This is a genomic window from Vibrio sp. 14N.309.X.WAT.E.F5 (genome assembly GCF_030397615.1).
Taxonomy (GTDB): Bacteria; Pseudomonadota; Gammaproteobacteria; order Enterobacterales; family Vibrionaceae; genus Vibrio; species Vibrio lentus.
The window spans coordinates 18,662-37,880 of the sequence record NZ_JAPNXR010000031.1 but is presented as its reverse complement, the minus strand read 5'-3'; the positions used below and the strand labels follow the sequence as shown (position 1 = coordinate 37,880).

The following is a 19,219-nucleotide window of genomic DNA, read 5'->3' as shown; positions in this document are numbered from 1 at the left end:
ATATTCATCAACGAGTGCCCACACAGATTGATAGGTTTAAATTGTTAAAGAGCTTCACTTGTTGAGCGTTCCTTTTAAGTAAGGAGCCTCTCGAAGTGGACGGCCATTCTAGCGAATTAACATTCAGTGTCAAACACTTTTTGAAAATTAATTTTTGTCGCTTTCCGTCTGACTGATTCTTGCTGAAGCCTTGTGGCGTCTGCCGTCTCAGTGGTGTCGCATTATAGGGAACCCTCTCAGCTTAGCAACTACTTTTTCATGAAAAATGAATAAATAGAGCTTAAGTGCCTAATAGTTCACCTAAACGGAAAAAAGAGAGCATTTCTGCTCTCTTTTTGCTCTAAATCTAAAAGAATTCTTAGATAAACGCGTAAGCATCTGCGTACATATGGTCACGCTTTGCTTCTTTATTCTGAGTAAACAAGTCTCTTGCAGCACCTGCCATTTCGAAACGACCCGCAATGTAGATATCAAAATCAGCTAATGATTCGAAACTTTGCGTGATTGCTTCAAGTACATTACCCGTTTGACCGTGCCAAACTTCAGGTGCTTCTTCTACTACTGGTACAAAATGTACATTGCTGTGTTTTGCTGCAATGTCGACAAGCTCTTCTTTCGCATACAGCTGACACTCATCTTTTGCGCCCCAGTATAGATGAATCTCTTTTTTACTGTTCTGCGCGATACAGTGATCGAGAATAGAGCGCACGTAGCTAAAGCCAGTACCACCAGCAATGAGTAACAGAGGACGATCGCTTTCTTCTTTAACCCACGCATCACCGTGCGGAGCGTCAATAGCTATGTCGCCATCTTCAGCTTGCGCTTTCTTCATTGCCTCAACAACTTCTGAAGCGTAAGCATTGTGCTCAGCTGCACCAATGTGTAACTCAAGCTCGCCTTCATGGCGACAAGGGCTGCTTGCAATCGAAAATGGGCGCTTATCTTTTTCACCCATTTCAACCATCAAGTATTGGCCCGCTTTAAAAGCGACCGGTGTTTCTGGGTGAAGTAGGATTTGGTAAGTGTTACAAGCTAATGGCTCGATAGACTTCACTTTACATTTAATAGTCATGTTCTTCCTCTCACTAACCCTTAATCGGCAAAGGTTAGAACTAAATTACTTTCTGCAAATGCTTGGCAAGCAAAAATCCAACCTTGTAACTGCTCTTTCTCTGTGAGCATGGGTTCAAGGTGGTAACTCACTTGGCCTTCTAATTTTTTGCACATGCACATAGCGCATGCACCAACTTGGCAACGGTTTGGAAAATTGATATTGCTGTTGAGCGCAGCATCCAAAACCGTTTGCCCTTTTTCTACGGTAAAACTGATATTTTCTGGGTATAAGACTACTTGGAAGCTCATGAGATTCCTAGTTGTTCCCAGATGCTATCAATTTTTTTAACGACGCCTGGGTTCTTAGTGATTGGAACACCCCACTCACGCAGGCACTCACCTTCAAACTTGTTCGTCGCATCTAGACCCATTTTTGAATGTCCAGTTTGGTTTTTCAGGAAGAACGTATCTCTTGCCGGATCCATTCTTGTAGTCACCGCCCAGATAATGTCATTCCAGTCACTGACGTTAACGTCACTATCACACACGATGACAAACTTGTTCTCATCGAACTGAGACCAAACCGCTTCAATGATTTTCTTACCATTGCCTGCCGCTTGTTTATCGATAGACACAACGACCATGCACGCATTGTCATTCTGTAAGTGAATATCAATAATTTCAGGGAAGGTTTCGGTTAGCTCAGCTAAGCAACCTTCAACATGCTGACTATCTATAGGTAAAGATTTAGCATCAGGTGATAGTGCCAACTCCGCATCCCACTTCTTAGTAATGTCTAAACCCATTTTTGAGCCTAAACCTACCACTGGCGATGCAAAGTCTAGTGAATCGATAGGTGTGTTCTCTATCATCAAGCTATCACGAGACGGATCCATATGCTCACACATGGCAGCGGTCACTTGAGACCAATCACGTGCGTTAACATCCTCATCGCATACCAAGACAAATTTTGTGTACATGAATTGGCGTAGGAAAGACCATACACCCATCATCACGCGCTTAGCGTGACCTGGGTATTGCTTCTTCATGGTCACTACCGCCATTCGGTACGAACAACCTTCAGGTGGCAAGTAGAAGTCTTCTATCTCCGGGAATTGCTTTTGAAGAATAGGAACAAACACTTCATTTAACGCAACACCTAATACTGCAGGCTCATCAGGTGGACGGCCAGTATAGGTACTGTGATAGATCGGATTCTCGCGCATGGTTACATGAGTAATAGTAAACACATGATGCTTTTCTTTCTCGTTGTAGTAACCAGTATGGTCTCCGTACGGCCCTTCGTCTGCGAACTCATTCGGGTCGATGTAACCTTCCATTACGATTTCAGCACTCGCTGGCACTTCTAGGTCATTACTAATTGATTTAACGACCTCAGTTTTACTGCCACGTAATAAGCCAGCAAACGCGTATTCCGATAAGGTATCAGGAACTGGCGTCACGGCACCAAGAATCGTGGCAGGATCGGCACCAAACGCTACCGATACAGGAAATGGCTTGCCTGGGTTGGTTTCCATCCAATCACGTAGATCAAGCGCGCCACCACGGTGAGCTAACCAACGCATGATGATTTTATTCTTACCGATCTTCTGTTGACGATAGATGCCTAAGTTTTGGCGTTTCTTGTTTGGACCACGAGTAACCGTTAAACCCCACGTTAGCAACGGCGCGACATCGTCCGCCCAACAGCTCATAACCGGAATTTTATCTAGGTCGACGTCGTCGCCTTGCCATACCACTTGTTGGCATGCCGCTTTACGAAGACGTTTAGCTGGCATGTTTAAGACCTGCTTAAACACAGGCAGCTTATCGATAGCGTCTTTAAAGCCTTTTGGTGGCTCAGGTTCTTTTAAGTAAGCAAGCAGCTTACCTACTTCGCGTAACTCTTTGACCTCTTGACGCCCCATACCAATGGCTACTCGATCAGGCGTACCGAATAGATTGGTCAAAACAGGCATGTCATAGCCTACGGGGTTTTCAAATAAAAGAGCAGGGCCACCAGCACGTAGAGTACGGTCGCTAATCTCGGTCATTTCATAGTCTGGGTCGACGGGGTGAGAAATGCGTTTCAACTGACCAATGCTTTCAAGATGGTCAACAAAATCACGTAAATCTTTAAAACTCATAGGGCTTCTACATGCTGATTATTCTGCGCTCAGTATATCAAAAAGGGCGACACTGAGATCCCCCTTTTTAGTAAGGTTATTGAGAGACAAAATCCACTTTAAGGTAATGCTTGCTCGATCAAAGAACTCTTAACCTGAGGGTTATCATTCACAAGATCTTGCAACCAGCGAGTATGGCCTTGTTTTGCCAGCTCACGAGCAACCAACGATGCTTCATCGGCTATCGCCATCCGAGAGACAAGAAACTGTTTCACCTCTTCTGAGAGCGGGTTCACCTTGGTCAATAACATGATGGCTTCATCTTTCAAGCGCGGGTTTTTGGTCGCAGCCATAACCTGTTCAAGCGCGAAAGTTTGTTTGGTTTCAGCAAGACGTACCAGCTCTGCTTGGCTATGGTAGTCAGCCTTCATACGCCATAAGATCTTGTAGACCTCAGGGTCTTCACTAACTTGTGCCAGTCGAACCACAACTTCCGTTGAGGGCAACCAACTTACGATAGACGAAGTGGTCAGTTGCTTAGTCAAATAATCAACGGCTTCAGGTGACAAACTATCGAGCTCTCTGATTAACAGCGCTTCTCGCGCTTGAACCTGATGTTCAGGGCCAGATAACCACTCTTTTAAATCGAGCTCTTGCTTCTCAGCATCTAACACAAAGACCAGTGTCTTTTGGTCTTGGCGCCATTGTTTGATTAATCGGTTAGCAATCGAAGGGTAATTAAAGGCAGGTACCGTAAACTCATAGCCATCGCCACGCTCCAATACTTGGTAAGTTGGCGTAATAGCAAGTTGCTGTTCAATGAAGATAGACATCTTAGGCGTGAGTACGACTTTTTGCTGTTCGAGCTTTTTCAAGAGTTGGTAACGAGCCACCTCTTGCTGAGGAAATGTCAGACGCTCGAGTGCAAAGCGCAGCGAATTGACTTCGTCACGTACGACAAATTCGAGTAATTCAGCAGTTTTCAGTTTTACTTGATCATTCTCAAGCCAAGACTCTACTGTAGTTGGAGACATCTCAGTGGCATGGCTCATACCAACCGGGGAAAATAACAGTGAAGTAGACAGGAGTAATGATGACAACAGTCCATGTTGCATTTTAACTTCCTTGTAACACTTTTGGTCATTCTGCAAGCTGTCGCTACAAAATGCAAATAAAAAGCGCCACCCGAAGGCAGCGCTTTTTAATAACTATCAGCTAATCAAGACTACTGACGACGCATTGCGTCAAAGAACTCATCGTTCGTTTTGGTCATTGCTAGCTTATCGATAAGGAATTCCATTGCGTCGATTTCGCCCATTGGGTGAACAATCTTACGCAGGATCCACATCTTCTGTAGTTCATCGTTCTTCGTAAGAAGCTCTTCACGACGAGTACCAGAGCGGTTGAAGTCAATCGCTGGGAATACACGCTTTTCAGCAATCTTACGGTTAAGGTGCAGTTCCATGTTACCTGTACCTTTGAATTCTTCGTAGATAACTTCATCCATCTTAGAACCAGTATCAACCAGTGCTGTTGCGATGATAGTTAAGCTACCGCCTTCTTCTACGTTACGTGCCGCACCGAAGAAACGCTTTGGACGATGTAGAGCATTTGCATCAACACCACCAGTAAGAACTTTACCTGATGAAGGAATCACAGTGTTGTAAGCACGAGCTAGACGAGTGATTGAGTCCAGTAGGATAACCACGTCTTTTTTGTGTTCAACAAGACGCTTCGCCTTCTCGATTACCATTTCTGCAACTTGCACGTGGCGAGATGCTGGTTCATCGAAAGTCGATGCGATTACTTCGCCTTTAACTAGGCGCTGCATTTCTGTTACTTCTTCTGGACGCTCATCGATAAGTAGAACCATTAGTTCACACTCAGGATGGTTGCGAGCAATGCTTTGTGCAATATTTTGCAGAAGCATTGTTTTACCCGCTTTAGGCGGAGCAACAATCAGACCACGCTGACCTTTACCAATTGGTGAAGCAAGGTCAAGAATTCGAGCTGTGATATCTTCAGTCGCGCCGTTACCCGCTTCCATTACCATACGTTCGTTGGCATGAAGAGGAGTCAGGTTTTCAAAAAGGATTTTGTTACGAGCGTTGTCTGGCTTGTCGTAGTTAACCGTGTTTACTTTAAGCAGTGCAAAGTAACGTTCGCCATCTTTAGGTGGACGGATTTTACCGCCAATCGAGTCACCTGTGCGAAGGTTAAAACGACGAATCTGGCTTGGTGATACGTAAATATCATCTGGTCCAGCAAGGTACGAGCTGTCGCCGCTACGCAGGAAACCAAAACCGTCTTGAAGAATTTCTAGAACACCATCACCAAAGATGTCTTCACCACTTTTTGCATGCGCTTTAAGGATGGAGAAGATAATGTCTTGTTTTCTTAGACGAGCTTGATTTTCAAGACCTAGGCTTTCGCTAAGTTTAACAAGTTCAGACACAGGTCTGTTCTTCAGTTCAGTAAGATTCATAGTGGTGGAAGTTTGTTTAGTCAAAATAGGATCTGTTTTCTTAAGTTAAGAAGGAGTTGGTCACAGGATCGACCAAGAAGAGAAATTCGTTCAATTAACGTGCGATAAATTAGCACTAAAACTAAGACTAGTCCATAGCTTAGAAAAAACAAAACCGCGCATTTGTTAACTGCGCGGTTTCTTTTCAAAGGCTCACCTAATTAAAGGTTAGCGTCTAGGAACTCTTTAAGTTGAGTTTTAGACAATGCACCAACTTTAGTTGCTGCTACGCCGCCATCTTTGAAAAGAAGTAGCGTTGGAATACCACGAATACCAAACTTTGGTGGAGTTCCAGCATTCTGGTCGATATTTAATTTACCGATAGTGAGTTTGCCTTCGTACTCGTCTGCGATTTCATCAAGAATCGGAGCAATCATTTTACATGGACCACACCATTCTGCCCAAAAATCAACAAGAACCGGGCCTGCAGCGTTGATCACATCGTTATCAAAACCGTCATCAGTTAGCTGCAAAATCTTATCACTCATCTTCCACTCCAATGTATTTTTTAGAACTGGTTGGATGATAACCAGTAAATAGATGCCCTATTGGAATGTATTTACTTTCGTATTGCAAGCTTAAGCTGATATTCTATAGCAATGAAAAAGACGCATATCACAGAGCAAAAGTTCGCCGACTTGGAGTTACTCCCGCAAGTCATTGAAGGATTGGAGAAAAAAGGGTTCGATTACTGTACCCCTATCCAAGCCTTGGCGCTCCCGGTACTGCTCACCGGCCAAGACATCGCAGGCCAGGCCCAAACGGGTACTGGTAAAACGCTAGCGTTTCTTACTGCTACATTCAACCACCTGCTAAAAACACCTGAGCATGAAGGCCGCAAGCCTAATCAGCCACGTGCGATTATTATGGCACCAACGCGTGAACTCGCGATTCAGATCTACAACGATGCTGACTCTCTGGTTGAAAGCACGGGTATCAAAGCAGCATTAGCTTACGGTGGCGAGAGCTACGACAAGCAACTAGGTAAGATCGAAGAAGGCGCAGATATCTTAATTGGTACGACTGGTCGCATCATCGATTTCTACAAACAAAAGGTATTTAACCTTAACCACATTCAAGCTGTTGTTCTTGACGAAGCTGATCGCATGTTCGATCTTGGTTTCATCAAAGACATCCGCTTCTTGTTCCGCCGTATGCCAGAACCTAAAGATCGCCTGAACATGCTGTTCTCTGCGACGCTGTCTTACCGCGTACAAGAACTTGCATTCGAACACATGCACAACCCAGAGCATGTCGTTGTTGAACCTGAGCGTAAGACTGGTCACCGTATTCAAGAAGAGCTTTTCTACCCTTCTAACGAACACAAAATGGCTCTTCTACAAACGTTAATCGAAGAAGAGTGGCCAGATCGCGCAATCATCTTCGCTAACACTAAGCACAAATGTGAATCAGTTTGGGGCCACTTGGCTGCCGATGGTCACCGTGTTGGTTTGCTAACGGGTGATGTTCCTCAGAAGAAACGTGAAAAGATTCTTGAGCAATTCACTAAAGGTGATGTTGACCTGCTTGTCGCAACGGATGTTGCAGCACGTGGCCTACACATCCCTCAAGTAACACACGTATTCAACTTTGACCTACCTGACGATTGTGAAGATTACGTTCACCGTATCGGCCGTACAGGTCGTGCTGGTGAAAGCGGTCACTCGATCAGCTTTGCTTGTGAAGATTACGCAATCAACTTGCCACCAATCGAAGAATACATTGAGCACGCTATCCCAATGTCTGACTACGATGCTTCTGCACTACTAGAAGATCTGCCAGCACCGATGCGCTTACGTACACGTAACCCGCAACAACGTCGCTCAAACAACAATGGTCCACGCAACGGTAACCGTAAACCAAACCAGAACCGTCGCCCACGCCAACCGCGTCATAACAAGGAAGCTTAGTCGCTTATGAGTCAAACAGTGTCACCCCCGCTTTACGCTGCAATCGACCTCGGGTCGAACAGTTTTCATATGCTCGTTGTGCGTCATATCGATGGCAGCGTTCAAACCATGGCTAAGATTAAGCGCAAAGTACGTTTAGCTGCAGGCTTAAATGAAAATAATGCGCTTAGTACAGAAGCTATGCAGCGCGGCTGGGACTGTTTGAGTCTCTTTGCAGAGCGACTGCAAGATATTCCAAAAGAAAATATCCGCATTGTCGGTACCGCTACCCTGCGTACAGCGACTAATGTGGATATCTTTCTAGAGAAAGCGAACCAGATACTCGGTTACGACATCAATGTTATCTCTGGTGAAGAAGAAGCTGCGACTATCTATAAAGGCGTAGCACACACTTCTGGTGGCAGCGGCCGCCGACTAGTGGTTGATATTGGTGGTGCAAGTACCGAAATGATCATCGGTGAAGGTTTCTCAGCCAAAGCCTTAACCAGCCTAAAGATGGGTTGTGTTACTTGGCTTGAACGCCACTTTAAAGATCGCCAATTAACCGCAACCAACTTTGACAACGCCATTGAAGCGGCTAAGTCTACGTTGGCCCCGATCCTAGATAGCTACACTGATATCGGATGGGATGTGTGCGTAGGCGCAAGTGGCACTGTTCAAGCACTGCAAGAAATCATGTTGGCGCAAGGCATGGATGAAGTCATTACTCATGCCAAACTTAAGCGTCTACAAAAACAAGCAATGATTACAGAGCGCTTAGAAGAGCTAGAGATAGAAGGCTTAACCCTTGAACGTGCATTAGTGTTCCCAAGTGGTCTTTCTATTCTTATTGCGATTTTTGAGCTGCTTGAAATTGATTCAATGACACTCGCTGGCGGCGCACTACGTGAAGGCCTAGCCTACGAGATGGTTGACGAACTACGCCAAGAAGATATCCGTGCTCGTACCGTGACAAGCGTTCAATCTCGCTACCAAATGGACGTGAGCTACGGTGAACAAGTGGCTGTACTAGCACAAACGTTGTTTGAACAAGCAGGAGCCGAAACTTGGGTTTCAGAGCCTCAAGCTAGCGTATTGTTGCAAACTGCCGCGAAGCTTCATGAAATCGGTTTAACCATTGATTTCAAAAAAGGCGGTGAGCACAGCGCTTACTTGCTACAGAACTTAGACTTGCCAGGCTTTACCCGAGCGCAAAAGCACTACTTGGGTGAGTTAGCACGTCGCTATCGTGAGCAATTAACCTCACTACCAGAGCAACACGCTGTTTCTGGTACGAGTAGCAAGCGTATTTTACGTATTCTGCGTTTGGCTATTTTGCTTACCCATCGTCGTACTCCTGAACTGGAACCTAAAGTTCAACTGACGACAGAAGGCGACAATCTGACACTTACGATCTCGAAGCAATGGCTGCAAGACAACCCTCTCACAGCCGCAGAGCTAGAAATCGAATCCAATCGACAAACTGATATTGGCTGGCCACTGACTATTTTAGAGCGTTAATACCTAACAAGGCTCTTAAGAACTAATCATTAAACCCTCTCTAGGAGGGTTTTTTATTACCTGTTAATGCTGAATTGAACGTAAAAAACCGCTCACAACCTGGCTATCTAGTTGAGTGGCCAATTAATTTACAACCACCCCATAGGTAATGTGCTTAACTGTTAATAATAGATAAGGACATCTAACAACAACCAATGGGAGCGTATCTTTTCGCTGCTGAAGTGAGCCTATTATTAATCTAATAACTACAATCCGGACTGTTTTCCGAGGCAACCAAAGAGGTAATAATGTCGAGCTATCTTGAGACCATTTTCAGTTCACTAAAAGAATACGAATTATTTCTGGCGATTCTATTTTTCTGTGTGTACTGGTTACTCAAACGAACCACAGAGAAAACCATCAAAGCATTGGCTGAAAAGAAAACCGTCCACGCAACTCGAACCGCCTTTATTAATCGCTGCTTTAGCATTACCTACTTCAGCTTCTTATTCGCGGTATACATCATTGTTAGTGGGATTGGTTACGGCAACTTCTCTATTTTCATTTCTTCTGTGTTTACCGTTATCGGCGTTGGATTCATTGCTCAATGGTCGATACTCAGCAACATCACTGCAAGCTTTCTTATTTTCTTTGTATTTCCGTACCGGATTGGAGATTCGATCATTGTGGCGGATGGGGATGGTATAGAGGGGGAAATTTTGGATATACGGATGTTTCACACGTTGCTCAAGCACCCTGAGGGTAATGTGATTACCTATCCAAATTCTTTGCTCTTACAAAAAAGCGTAACGAAGATCTTACCCAAAGCAGCAACAAAATCTGCCTCAGTTTCAAAACCCATGAACAAAAATCGCAAAGCAAACTGAGAATAGATAAAGCAAAAGAAGAGAAGAGAAGAGAAGAGAAGAGAAGAGAAGAGAAACAATAACGTCACTCTCTCAAAGCTAGGCGCTCTAAGACAGTGACGTTTCAAGCATGCTAAGCGTTAACGCCCGTTGCTTTAAAGTCAGGGTTCACAGCGGTTAGCTTCTTAACTACGTAATTTAGAAGCACACCGTACATTGGAACAAACAGACCTAAGCTAATGATAAGCTTGAATCCGTAGTCGACCAACGCAATTTCAGTCCAGTGCTCAGCCATGAATGGATCTGGGCTTTGGTAGAAAGCAATCGCAAAGAACGCGATGGTATCAATGGCATTACCGAATAACGTTGAACACGTTGGCGCAACCCACCATTGCTTCATTTGGCGTAAGCGGTTGAACACATGCACATCCAAGATCTGACCAAGCAAATAAGCCATGAAGCTTGCCGCTGCGATGCGTGCAACAAACAAGTTGAACTCGCCTAGTTGGCTAAAGCCTTGGAATGAACCTTCAAAGAACACCACAGACAATAAATAAGAAACGGCCAGCGCTGGCAACATCACTAAGAAAATGATTTTACGAGCAAGCTGCGCGCCAAAAATACGTACGGTCAGATCGGTCGCTAGAAAGATAAACGGGAAAGTGAAAGCACCCCAAGTGGTGTGCATACCGAAGACGGTAAAAGGTAGCTGAACCAAATAATTGCTTGATGCAATAATGATCAAATGGAACAAAACTAATAGTGCTAGGGCTTTGCGCTGTTGCGCAGGGGTAAAGTTACTCATGCTGTACCTTTTTAGTTTGGTTTGGGGGTGAGGGAACCCAAATCGAGTCATTTCTTCGAATAAACTAAGAAAGCTCTTACCAATAATGTGAATTAAAAATGTTTCTATAATTTGCTCTATTGAGCGGCGGGCGATTATACATTAATCAATATTGGCTGCAACGGTGAGAACAAACGCAAACGTTTATCCTCACTTTTATTGATGAATGACATTAGAAGCCAAGTTTTAAAAGCCAGGTTAGAAGCTACGTTTCAGAAGCCATGCTAAAAGTTAGAAACCGCGCTTGAAAAGCGTCGCGAGATAATCAAACTCTTCTCGACTTTCTTCAGCGTTTAGCGACTCAAACCAAATTGATTCACTGTAATGCTCAGACTTTAAAAACATCCGACAATCTTCAAAATCAATCAACCAAGAGTGCATGTCGGCGTCCCATTGCTTTTCAACCACAGAAGCAGATAACAATGCCACCAGCTTTTCACCTAGCACTTCATAAGAATCAAAATCAAAACTTGGAGACGTAATCAATAAACGCCCTTCCTCAGCCAAATACTCTCTTAAGCCAAATTCTGTTGGTGTTGTCATGTCCCTATCAACCTTATTCTTTTTCTATAAGCCAATCGTTTTTATAAGCTAGTCGTTTCTTGCAAGCTAGCCGTGTGTGGTGATGTGTTCTTGAATCAAATCTAAGAATGGGTCTGCGTACTTATCAAGTTTACGCTGACCAACGCCATTTACCGCCAGCATCTCGCCATAAGATGTGGGTAGGATTTCGGCCATATCAATCAGCGTCGCATCACTGAATACCACGTATGGTGGCAAACCATCTTCATCAGCGATCGACTTACGCAGCTTACGCAGTTTGGCAAACAACTTCTTATCGTAGTTCTTGCTGCTTAACTTATCGGACTTAGCATTACGCACGGCGGTATCTAAACGAGGCACAGCTAGCTCCAAAGACATCTCACCACGCAGTAACGGGCGGGCTTCTTCTGTTAACTGTAATGTCGAGTTACGAGTGATATTTTGGAACAACAAGCCTTTGTGAATTAACTGACGAAAGATACTGATCCAGTAATCATGACTATGGTCGCGGCCAATACCGTAGGTAGAAAGTTTATCGTGGCCATTATCACGGACACGGATGTTCTGCATACCGCGCATCACTTCAACCACATAACCCATACCAAATGACTGATTAACGCGGTACACACAAGACAACGCCTTCTGTGCCTCTTGGGTCGCATCAAAGTGTTTTGGTGGATCTAAGCAGATATCGCAGTTGCCACATTGCTTCTCGCGATATTCGCCAAAGTAGTTGAGCAGCACCTGACGACGACACGTTTGCGCTTCGGCAAAGGCACTCATCGCGTTCAGCTTGTGCATCTCAACTTGTTTTTGCGGGCCTTCTTCTTTCTCATCCAGCATACGACGCAGCCAACCCATATCAGCAGGGTCAAACAACATCATCGCTTCAGCAGGCAAGCCATCACGACCTGCACGGCCTGTCTCTTGATAGTAAGATTCGATGTTGCGTGGGATATCAAAGTGCACCACAAAGCGTACGTTGGGTTTATTGATGCCCATACCGAAGGCCACGGTCGCAACCACAATCTGAATATCATCACGTTGGAAAGCTTCTTGAACGTAAGCGCGTTCGTCGGTGTCCATGCCTGCATGATAACCCGCAGCGCGAATACCGTTATTGCACAGCTTCTCGGTCACCATTTCCACTTTCTTACGGCTACCACAATAGATGATGCCGCAATTGCCTTTCTGTGTTTCTAGGTAGCGAACCACCTGTGACACTGGCTTGTGCTTCTCAACTAGGTTGTAGCGAATATTAGGGCGATCGAAACTGCCTAAGTAAGTGTGCGGCTCCACCAGCTGCAAACGCGAGATAATATCTTTGCGCGTCGCATCGTCAGCGGTTGCCGTGAGCGCCATATAAGGCACATGCGGGAAATACTGTTTAAGCTGGCCTAGCAAAGCATACTCAGGGCGGAAATCGTGTCCCCACTGAGAGATACAGTGTGCTTCATCCACCGCAATCATCGAAAGCGGTAAGCCTTGTAAGCGCTCGATGAAGTCACGCATCAACACACGCTCTGGTGAAGCATAAACCATCTTCAATTGGCCTGAGTTCATGCGGTTGAACACGCTCAACAGTTGATCGCGTGGCATCGATGAGTTTATGCACTCAGCCGCCACGCCATTGGCTTTCAATTGGTCAACTTGGTCTTTCATCAATGAAATGAGCGGTGAGATAACCAAAGTCAGCCCATCACGTACTAAAGCCGGGATCTGGTAACACAGAGATTTACCACCACCGGTTGGCATAATCACCAAGCTGTCTTTGCCTTCAACGGCTAGGTCTATGACCTCTTGCTGACCATCACGAAAGCTTTGATAACCAAAGACATCTTGTAAGATATCTTGCGCATCATTCGCGGGAGTTGGTGTTTGCTCAGCAATCAGAGTGGCGGTCATTGTGGTTCCTAATCAAGGTATAAAGTCAGCGTGCAGCATTGGCAAGCAAGGCGCACATTGTAGAGGGGAACGCTGGCGAATTAAACCGCAAATTGTTAGGTGAAAAGGGTTAACGCTCCTATACTGACCAACTCTCTTTATAAATCTTATTAATAAGCACTCAGTGCTAGAGAAAGTTACATGACACAAGACGACCAACAACGTACGCGACAGGGAATTTTGCTTGCCGTTGCCGCTTACACCATGTGGGGAATCGCTCCCATATATTTCAAATCTTTAAGTGAAGTATCCCCATTTGAGATTCTTAGCCACCGTGTAGTATGGTCTTTTTTCCTACTCGCTTTTCTACTGCACATGAGTCGTGGCTGGCGTAAGGTTCGAGACACCCTCACCTCTAAACCAAAAATGCTCTATTTAGTCGCCACTTCGATTTTAGTGGGCGCCAACTGGCTTATTTTTATTTGGGCGGTGAATTCCAATCACATGCTCGATGCCAGCTTAGGCTATTACATCAACCCGCTGATTAACGTGTTGCTTGGGATGTTCTTCCTTGGCGAACGCTTACGCAAACTTCAATGGTTTGCCGTTAGTCTTGCTGCGATTGGCGTGATAATTCAATTGATCGCATTTGGCTCTGTGCCGATCGTTGCCATTGCCCTAGCCTTCAGCTTTGGTTTCTATGGCTTGTTACGTAAAAAAGTTAGCTTGGAAGCTCAAACTGGCTTATTCATTGAGACGCTGGTGATGCTACCTATCGCAGCAACGTACTTATTGTTTATCGCAGACAGCGCAACGTCAGATTTCTCGATGAACCCAATGCAGCTCAATCTATTATTGGTTGCAGCAGGTGTGATCACCACGGTTCCACTGCTTTGTTTTACTGGCGCAGCAACCCGCTTGAAGCTATCGACACTCGGTTTCTTCCAGTACATAGGCCCAAGCTTAATGTTCTTGCTCGCGGTTCTGATTTACGGTGAAGCCTTTACTTCAGATAAAGCGATTACCTTCGCCTTTATTTGGGGCGCTCTGGTGATTTTCAGCTTTGATGGCCTACGTAACAACAAGAAGAACAAATGCGCTAAGCAATAACACTGATCGTTTTTTACAAGACAATCCCTTAATACGAAGATAAGCTTGGTTGAATTGATGACTATTTGACCAAGCTTTTTTGTACCATGGATAAAGTCCACTACTACTCTACCCCAACAGAAGATATCAGCCTGATCCAAGCTCAGTACCAAGAGTTTGCCTTTCAGCGCCACTATCATTTGGACTTTCACATTGGTTTAATTACCCAAGGACAGCAGAAATTCGTCTATAAAGGGACGAGCCATAATGTTGGTGCTGGCCAAGTTGTTATCATGCCACCCGATGAACTGCATGATGGGCACTCCAAGCTCGATTCGGGTTATCAAGTCAGTGTGTTTGCGGTTTCTCCCCAATGGTTTCAAGATCTTGCCGATCCCAAGAAAAATGGTCACACATTAGGCTTTTCTGAGTTGATCCTCTCCGATCAAGCTGCATTTTCACAATTACGCAACTTACATGGCCTGTTAATCAATCAAAACATCAGCCAACTCGCTCAAGATTGCTTACCTTTCGAAGGATTCTCGACGATTGTCGATCGTTATGCGAAATTTGGATCGAAAAGCGACATCAAACTGGGTAATCAATCGATTGATACGCTAAAAGACTATTTGATGGCGAACTTGGATCAACCAGTGCGATTAGAACAACTGTCTGAGTTGTGTGGTTTAACCACGACTCAATTCCAACGCCATTTTAAAAACAAAATGGGCATTACGCCTTATGCATGGCTCAGCCGTTTACGCATGGAACAAAGCATGCGCCTGATTAAGTCTGGGATATGTGGTACTAAGGTTGCGCACCAAGTTGGCTTCTATGATCAGGCACACTTCTCTAAGGCTTTCAAAACCACGTTCGGCGTACCCCCCTCACAAATCAACTAAGTGTTGATAATTTACAATTGCTCGATTTCAAATCACGGTAAGCTACGCTCAATACGATTACTTATTTAAAAATAACGGCAACGTTATTGAGAACTGACGATGAACGAAGTCACCATACTGATCACCCTAGCCTCTATCCACTTCATCGCTTTGATGAGCCCCGGCCCTGATTTTGCGTTAGTCGTGCAAAATGCGACGCGTCACGGACGCCAGACAGGCTTGTACATTGCGCTTGGCTTATCTTGCGGGATCTTACTGCACTCATTACTGAGCCTGACGGGAATCAGTTACCTAGTCCACCAGCAACCCACACTATTTGCCATTATCCAATTGGCCGGCGGTAGCTACTTACTGTACTTAGGTTACGGTGCACTTAAAGCAACCTGGCAAATCATTCAGAACCACGATGATGACGCCGACACCGTCAATTCCAAAGATCTGATTCTGACCAACAAGCGAGATGCATTTTCTAAAGGGTTTATGACCAACATTCTCAACCCAAAGGCTTTGGTGTTCTTTATTAGTTTAATGTCGAGCTTAGTCCCTGCGGATATGTCGCTGTCAGGCAAAGGCTTTGCTCTGATCATCCTATTTGGCCTCTCACTGTTTTGGTTCTCACTGCTGGCGTGGATGCTTTCAACCAAAACACTGCAGAAGAAACTCAGCGAAGCGACCGTTTACATCGATGGCTTGTGTGGCGTGTTATTCAGCCTTATTGGCGCGAGCATTCTTTGGCAGTCACTGTCCGGTTTAATCGCTTAAATTCGAATCAAGATTACAATTCGTTAACAACGCTCTGGCTATCTCATCTTTCCACTGCCAATCTAGCTCTGCATATTAAAAGGAGAAGATCATGCAGCGGAAAACAAAACTAACAACCCTCGCCACTTCTACCCTACTTTTTGCCTCTCACGTCAGTTGGGCAAATCAAGCTGCCGATTCCGTCGCACCCGAACAAAGTAGTGGTTTAGAAACCAAACAACTCGTCAAAGCCAATGACTGGATGGTCACTGCGGCCAACCCATTAGCGACACAAGCTGGTGCTGATGTGCTTGCTCGTGGTGGTAACGCCATTGATGCCATGGTTGCCGTTCAGCTTATGCTTGGCTTAGTAGAACCTCAGTCATCAGGTATTGGTGGTGGTGCGTTCCTTGTTTATTTTGATGGCAAGGACAAGCAACTCAAAACCTACGATGGTCGTGAAACTGCACCACTTGATGCCACACCACGTCTATTCCAAGACGAAAACGGACAACCGCTTAAATTCTATGATGCAGTGGTTGGTGGTCGCTCCGTTGCGACACCGGGCACGGTGCAATTGCTGTGGGACACTCACCAGAAGTACGGAAAATTAGAGTGGGCATCACTGATTAAACCTATCGCTCAGCTAGCTGAAGAAGGTTTTACTATTAGTCCACGTTTAGCTACCTTGATTGAAAATGACCAACAGCGACTAAGCCGATTTGCGACAACTAAGGCTTACTTCTTCAATGCCGATGGCAGCCCGAAAACAGCGGGGACTCAGCTTAAGAACCCAGAGTACGCGGCAACGTTAAACGCTATCTCGAAGAACGGTGCTAAGGCCTTCTATCAAGGTGAGATCTCTGCCGACATCATTAATACTGTGCAAACTGCCAAAGGTAACCCTGGCGTATTGGCGCAGAAAGATTTCGACGCGTATTCAATTAAGCAACGTGAGCCAGTTTGTTCTGCTTATGAAAGCTATCAAGTATGTGGAATGGGACCACCAAGTTCAGGTGCATTAACGGTTGGGCAGATCTTAGCGATGACCGAGCAGTTTGACCTCAAATCATGGGGACCAAACGACGCAAAATCTTGGCAAGTGTTAGCAGACGCTTCTCGCCTAGCCTTTGCTGACCGTGGTATGTATATGGCCGATCAAGATTACGTACCGATGCCAACCCAAGGGTTAGTCAATACTGACTATTTGCAGGAACGTGCTCAGTTAATTACCGCAGGTAAGGCACTATCAAGCGCACCTTCAGGCACGCCACCGTGGGATCACGTCATGCTGCGAAGCCAAGATGTGTCTATTGAATTGCCGTCCACCAGCCACTTCAATATCGTCGATAGCGATGGCAATGTCGTTTCAATGACCACCACCATTGAGAATGCCTTTGGCTCACGCTTGATGGTAAGAGGCTTCCTACTCAACAACGAGCTGACCGACTTCTCATTCAAGACCCACAACGATGGCAAGCCTATCGCCAACCGACTTGAGCCGGGTAAGCGTCCACGCTCTTCAATGGCACCGACCATCATCATGCAAGACGATAAACCTTACATGGCGATTGGCTCTCCGGGTGGCAGCCGTATCATCGGTTATGTGGCACAAGCGATCATTGCGCATACCCAATGGGACATGGATATTCAGCAAGCGATCAACCAACCGCACTTCCTAAACCGCTTCGGCACCTTAGATTTGGAAAAAGGAACATCAGCGGAAAACTTCAAACCTGAGCTAGAAAAGATGGGATTTGAAGTCAACGTTCGCGATCTTAACTCCGGTTTACACGCGATTCGTCTCACCAAAGACGGCCTAGAAGGCGCTGCAGACCCTCGTCGTGAAGGTGCAGCCATTGGTCAGTAGGAAATAACCCTCCCTTTTTACTCGCGGCCTTGTGCGAGATCTCTCACAAGGCAGTGAGTAAATATCGATATTTGATGACGAAATTAGTCACCCAAACGTTGTAACCGATTGAATTAAAAAGATACGTACATTTATCATCCAAATAATTATATAGAAATTCGCTTATGCACCATTGCTGATAAATAAGGAATCGGTAATATGAATGGTGTCGGAAGGATGCTGACACGGAACAGGAAACGCCAAGGATTTGGTTATCTTCAGGATGAAGATTCGATTACTCAGGATGAATAATCGGCATGGATAGCGAAATGGACATTGAATGGACGCAATAGTAACTAGGATGGTTGCTACTAAGGAAAGACAATGGACACCTCTGGACGAGGAAAGGACTGAACATCAGGATGATGTAAAGGACACCGCTCAAGGAACAAGTGACGCGCGCTAACGAGGATTGTTGGCAGATCAGGATAAGATCAAGGACACCGCTAGGAAGGCGACGAAAGGAATACGCTGAAGGATAACAGCACACTATCATGGATTTGATGCATGGAGCACACTTAGTAGCCGGATTGCTGCGAGTAAGACTATAGACCCCGATGAGCGCAAGCTCTCGGGGTTTTTCTTTATCTGTCGTTTCATTTATTCCTCTCTCAAACAAATAAATCAAAGACCTTTGATTACAATTCTGACATTTAAAGCATTCACTTCTTAACCACTTCCGAGTAACGTAAGTCGAACTAGGCTCAACTAGTTTCATAACCATAATTAAACTAAGGACAAATTCATGTCACACGTTACCTTCAAAGGCGCTGCTGTACCGCTAACAGGCACATTCCCACAAACAGGTGAAAAGTCACCAAGCTTTGCACTGACTGCAGGCGATCTTTCTGAACTGACTCTTGCTTCTCTTGAAGGCAAGAAAGTAGTTCTAAACATCTTCCCAAGCATCGACACAGCAACTTGTGCAACGAGCGTACGCACGTTCAACGCAAAAGCGGCAGAGCTTGAGAACACGGTTGTTGTTTGTATTTCTGCTGACCTACCGTTTGCTGCGGGTCGCTTCTGCGAACTAGAAGGCATTGAAGGCGTTCAACACGCCTCAACTTTCCGTTCCCCTGCATTCGCATCAGACTACGGCGTAGCGATTGCTGAAGGCCCACTATCAGGCCTAACAACACGCGCAGTTGTGGTTGTTGATGAAAACGGTGTGGTAACACACAGCGAGTTGGTTGCAGAGATCACTGAAGAACCAAACTACGAAGCGGCACTTGCAGCACTGTAAATCCTACTTTATGCAGAAATGCCTTAAGCTCGATTCAGCCAATTCAGCATAGTACCGAGCAATAAAAAAGAGCAGCCATTGGCTGCTCTTTTAGTTTTTAATAATG

General features: G+C 45.3%; 17 protein-coding genes. 8 read left to right on the top strand and 9 right to left on the bottom strand.

Going from position 1 to position 19,219, the window contains the following annotated elements:
* Positions 1-358: 358 nt before the first annotated feature.
* From fre to trxA, 6 genes are all read right to left on the bottom strand, one after another.
* Positions 359-1,072 carry an NAD(P)H-flavin reductase gene (gene fre, locus OW495_RS22385; RefSeq protein ID WP_009848201.1) on the bottom strand — a complete coding sequence of 238 codons (714 nt, stop codon included), beginning with the start codon at positions 1,070-1,072 and terminating at the stop codon, positions 359-361.
* A gap of 20 nt (positions 1,073-1,092) precedes the next feature.
* Positions 1,093-1,362: a 2Fe-2S iron-sulfur cluster-binding protein gene (locus OW495_RS22380; protein ID WP_102308324.1), complete on the bottom strand. Its 270-nt coding sequence runs from the start codon at positions 1,360-1,362 to the stop codon at positions 1,093-1,095.
* Positions 1,359-3,200 (bottom strand): 4-hydroxy-3-polyprenylbenzoate decarboxylase, encoded by a 1,842-nt coding sequence (gene ubiD, locus OW495_RS22375; RefSeq protein ID WP_102514656.1) that lies wholly within the window; start codon positions 3,198-3,200, stop codon positions 1,359-1,361. Before ubiD ends, OW495_RS22380 begins: the two co-directional genes overlap by 4 nt.
* A 98-nt stretch (positions 3,201-3,298) precedes the next feature.
* Positions 3,299-4,294 (bottom strand): hypothetical protein, encoded by a 996-nt coding sequence (locus tag OW495_RS22370; RefSeq protein WP_289888438.1) that lies wholly within the window; start codon positions 4,292-4,294, stop codon positions 3,299-3,301.
* Between the two features lie 110 nt (positions 4,295-4,404).
* On the bottom strand, positions 4,405-5,664 hold the full coding sequence (gene rho, locus OW495_RS22365) for a transcription termination factor Rho (RefSeq protein ID WP_010440702.1): 1,260 nt from the start codon (positions 5,662-5,664) through the stop codon (positions 4,405-4,407).
* Between the two features lie 200 nt (positions 5,665-5,864).
* Positions 5,865-6,191, bottom strand: a complete 327-nt coding sequence (gene trxA, locus OW495_RS22360; RefSeq protein ID WP_010440700.1) for a thioredoxin TrxA — start codon at positions 6,189-6,191, stop codon at positions 5,865-5,867.
* A 111-nt stretch (positions 6,192-6,302) separates the two neighbouring features.
* On the opposite strand from trxA, the gene rhlB reads away from it, so the two are divergent.
* The 3 genes from rhlB (at position 6,303) to OW495_RS22345 (ending at position 9,979) form a co-directional block, all read left to right on the top strand.
* Positions 6,303-7,613 carry an ATP-dependent RNA helicase RhlB gene (gene rhlB, locus OW495_RS22355; RefSeq protein ID WP_102514658.1) on the top strand — a complete coding sequence of 437 codons (1,311 nt, stop codon included), beginning with the start codon at positions 6,303-6,305 and terminating at the stop codon, positions 7,611-7,613.
* Positions 7,614-7,619: 6 nt separating this feature from the next.
* On the top strand, positions 7,620-9,113 hold the full coding sequence (gene gppA / locus OW495_RS22350) for a guanosine-5'-triphosphate,3'-diphosphate diphosphatase (RefSeq protein WP_102514659.1): 1,494 nt from the start codon (positions 7,620-7,622) through the stop codon (positions 9,111-9,113).
* Positions 9,114-9,400: 287 nt separating this feature from the next.
* On the top strand, positions 9,401-9,979 hold the full coding sequence (locus OW495_RS22345; protein WP_102514660.1) for a mechanosensitive ion channel family protein: 579 nt from the start codon (positions 9,401-9,403) through the stop codon (positions 9,977-9,979).
* 112 nt (positions 9,980-10,091) lie between these two features.
* On the opposite strand, the gene OW495_RS22340 is transcribed toward OW495_RS22345, so the two are convergent.
* The 3 genes from OW495_RS22340 to recQ all read right to left on the bottom strand — a co-directional run bounded on the left by OW495_RS22340 (position 10,092) and on the right by recQ (position 13,250).
* A complete protein-coding gene (locus tag OW495_RS22340; protein ID WP_009848193.1) occupies positions 10,092-10,763 on the bottom strand; it encodes a 7-cyano-7-deazaguanine/7-aminomethyl-7-deazaguanine transporter in 672 nt (223 codons plus the stop codon).
* Between the two features lie 270 nt (positions 10,764-11,033).
* Positions 11,034-11,345, bottom strand: coding sequence for a DUF3630 family protein (locus tag OW495_RS22335; protein ID WP_009848192.1), 312 nt, complete (start codon positions 11,343-11,345; stop codon positions 11,034-11,036).
* Positions 11,346-11,411: 66 nt separating this feature from the next.
* Positions 11,412-13,250 carry an ATP-dependent DNA helicase RecQ gene (gene recQ, locus OW495_RS22330; RefSeq protein ID WP_009848191.1) on the bottom strand — a complete coding sequence of 613 codons (1,839 nt, stop codon included), beginning with the start codon at positions 13,248-13,250 and terminating at the stop codon, positions 11,412-11,414.
* Positions 13,251-13,430: 180 nt separating this feature from the next.
* Between recQ and rarD the strand changes: the two genes are divergently transcribed.
* From rarD to tpx, 5 genes are all read left to right on the top strand, one after another.
* The gene (gene rarD, locus OW495_RS22325) at positions 13,431-14,339 is read left to right on the top strand and encodes an EamA family transporter RarD (RefSeq protein WP_102514661.1); all 909 of its coding nucleotides are present in this window, start codon (positions 13,431-13,433) and stop codon (positions 14,337-14,339) included.
* 86 nt (positions 14,340-14,425) lie between these two features.
* Positions 14,426-15,220 (top strand): AraC family transcriptional regulator, encoded by a 795-nt coding sequence (locus OW495_RS22320; RefSeq protein WP_102279609.1) that lies wholly within the window; start codon positions 14,426-14,428, stop codon positions 15,218-15,220.
* A gap of 99 nt (positions 15,221-15,319) precedes the next feature.
* Positions 15,320-15,982 carry a LysE family translocator gene (locus tag OW495_RS22315; RefSeq protein ID WP_012605065.1) on the top strand — a complete coding sequence of 221 codons (663 nt, stop codon included), beginning with the start codon at positions 15,320-15,322 and terminating at the stop codon, positions 15,980-15,982.
* A gap of 91 nt (positions 15,983-16,073) precedes the next feature.
* Positions 16,074-17,831: a gamma-glutamyltransferase gene (gene ggt, locus OW495_RS22310; RefSeq protein ID WP_102514662.1), complete on the top strand. Its 1,758-nt coding sequence runs from the start codon at positions 16,074-16,076 to the stop codon at positions 17,829-17,831.
* A 784-nt stretch (positions 17,832-18,615) separates the two neighbouring features.
* The gene (tpx, locus tag OW495_RS22305; RefSeq protein ID WP_289888431.1) at positions 18,616-19,113 is read left to right on the top strand and encodes a thiol peroxidase; all 498 of its coding nucleotides are present in this window, start codon (positions 18,616-18,618) and stop codon (positions 19,111-19,113) included.
* Positions 19,114-19,219: the final 106 nt, after the last annotated feature.

Coding starts and splice junctions, on each gene's coding strand:
- fre (WP_009848201.1), bottom strand. CDS start 1,072: ATGACTATTAAATGTAAAGTGAAGTCTATCGAGCCATTAGCTTGTAAC.
- OW495_RS22380 (WP_102308324.1), bottom strand. CDS start 1,362: ATGAGCTTCCAAGTAGTCTTATACCCAGAAAATATCAGTTTTACCGTA.
- ubiD (WP_102514656.1), bottom strand. CDS start 3,200: ATGAGTTTTAAAGATTTACGTGATTTTGTTGACCATCTTGAAAGCATT.
- OW495_RS22370 (WP_289888438.1), bottom strand. CDS start 4,294: ATGCAACATGGACTGTTGTCATCATTACTCCTGTCTACTTCACTGTTA.
- rho (WP_010440702.1), bottom strand. CDS start 5,664: ATGAATCTTACTGAACTGAAGAACAGACCTGTGTCTGAACTTGTTAAA.
- trxA (WP_010440700.1), bottom strand. CDS start 6,191: ATGAGTGATAAGATTTTGCAGCTAACTGATGACGGTTTTGATAACGAT.
- rhlB (WP_102514658.1), top strand. CDS start 6,303: ATGAAAAAGACGCATATCACAGAGCAAAAGTTCGCCGACTTGGAGTTA.
- gppA (WP_102514659.1), top strand. CDS start 7,620: ATGAGTCAAACAGTGTCACCCCCGCTTTACGCTGCAATCGACCTCGGG.
- OW495_RS22345 (WP_102514660.1), top strand. CDS start 9,401: ATGTCGAGCTATCTTGAGACCATTTTCAGTTCACTAAAAGAATACGAA.
- OW495_RS22340 (WP_009848193.1), bottom strand. CDS start 10,763: ATGAGTAACTTTACCCCTGCGCAACAGCGCAAAGCCCTAGCACTATTA.
- OW495_RS22335 (WP_009848192.1), bottom strand. CDS start 11,345: ATGACAACACCAACAGAATTTGGCTTAAGAGAGTATTTGGCTGAGGAA.
- recQ (WP_009848191.1), bottom strand. CDS start 13,250: ATGACCGCCACTCTGATTGCTGAGCAAACACCAACTCCCGCGAATGAT.
- rarD (WP_102514661.1), top strand. CDS start 13,431: ATGACACAAGACGACCAACAACGTACGCGACAGGGAATTTTGCTTGCC.
- OW495_RS22320 (WP_102279609.1), top strand. CDS start 14,426: ATGGATAAAGTCCACTACTACTCTACCCCAACAGAAGATATCAGCCTG.
- OW495_RS22315 (WP_012605065.1), top strand. CDS start 15,320: ATGAACGAAGTCACCATACTGATCACCCTAGCCTCTATCCACTTCATC.
- ggt (WP_102514662.1), top strand. CDS start 16,074: ATGCAGCGGAAAACAAAACTAACAACCCTCGCCACTTCTACCCTACTT.
- tpx (WP_289888431.1), top strand. CDS start 18,616: ATGTCACACGTTACCTTCAAAGGCGCTGCTGTACCGCTAACAGGCACA.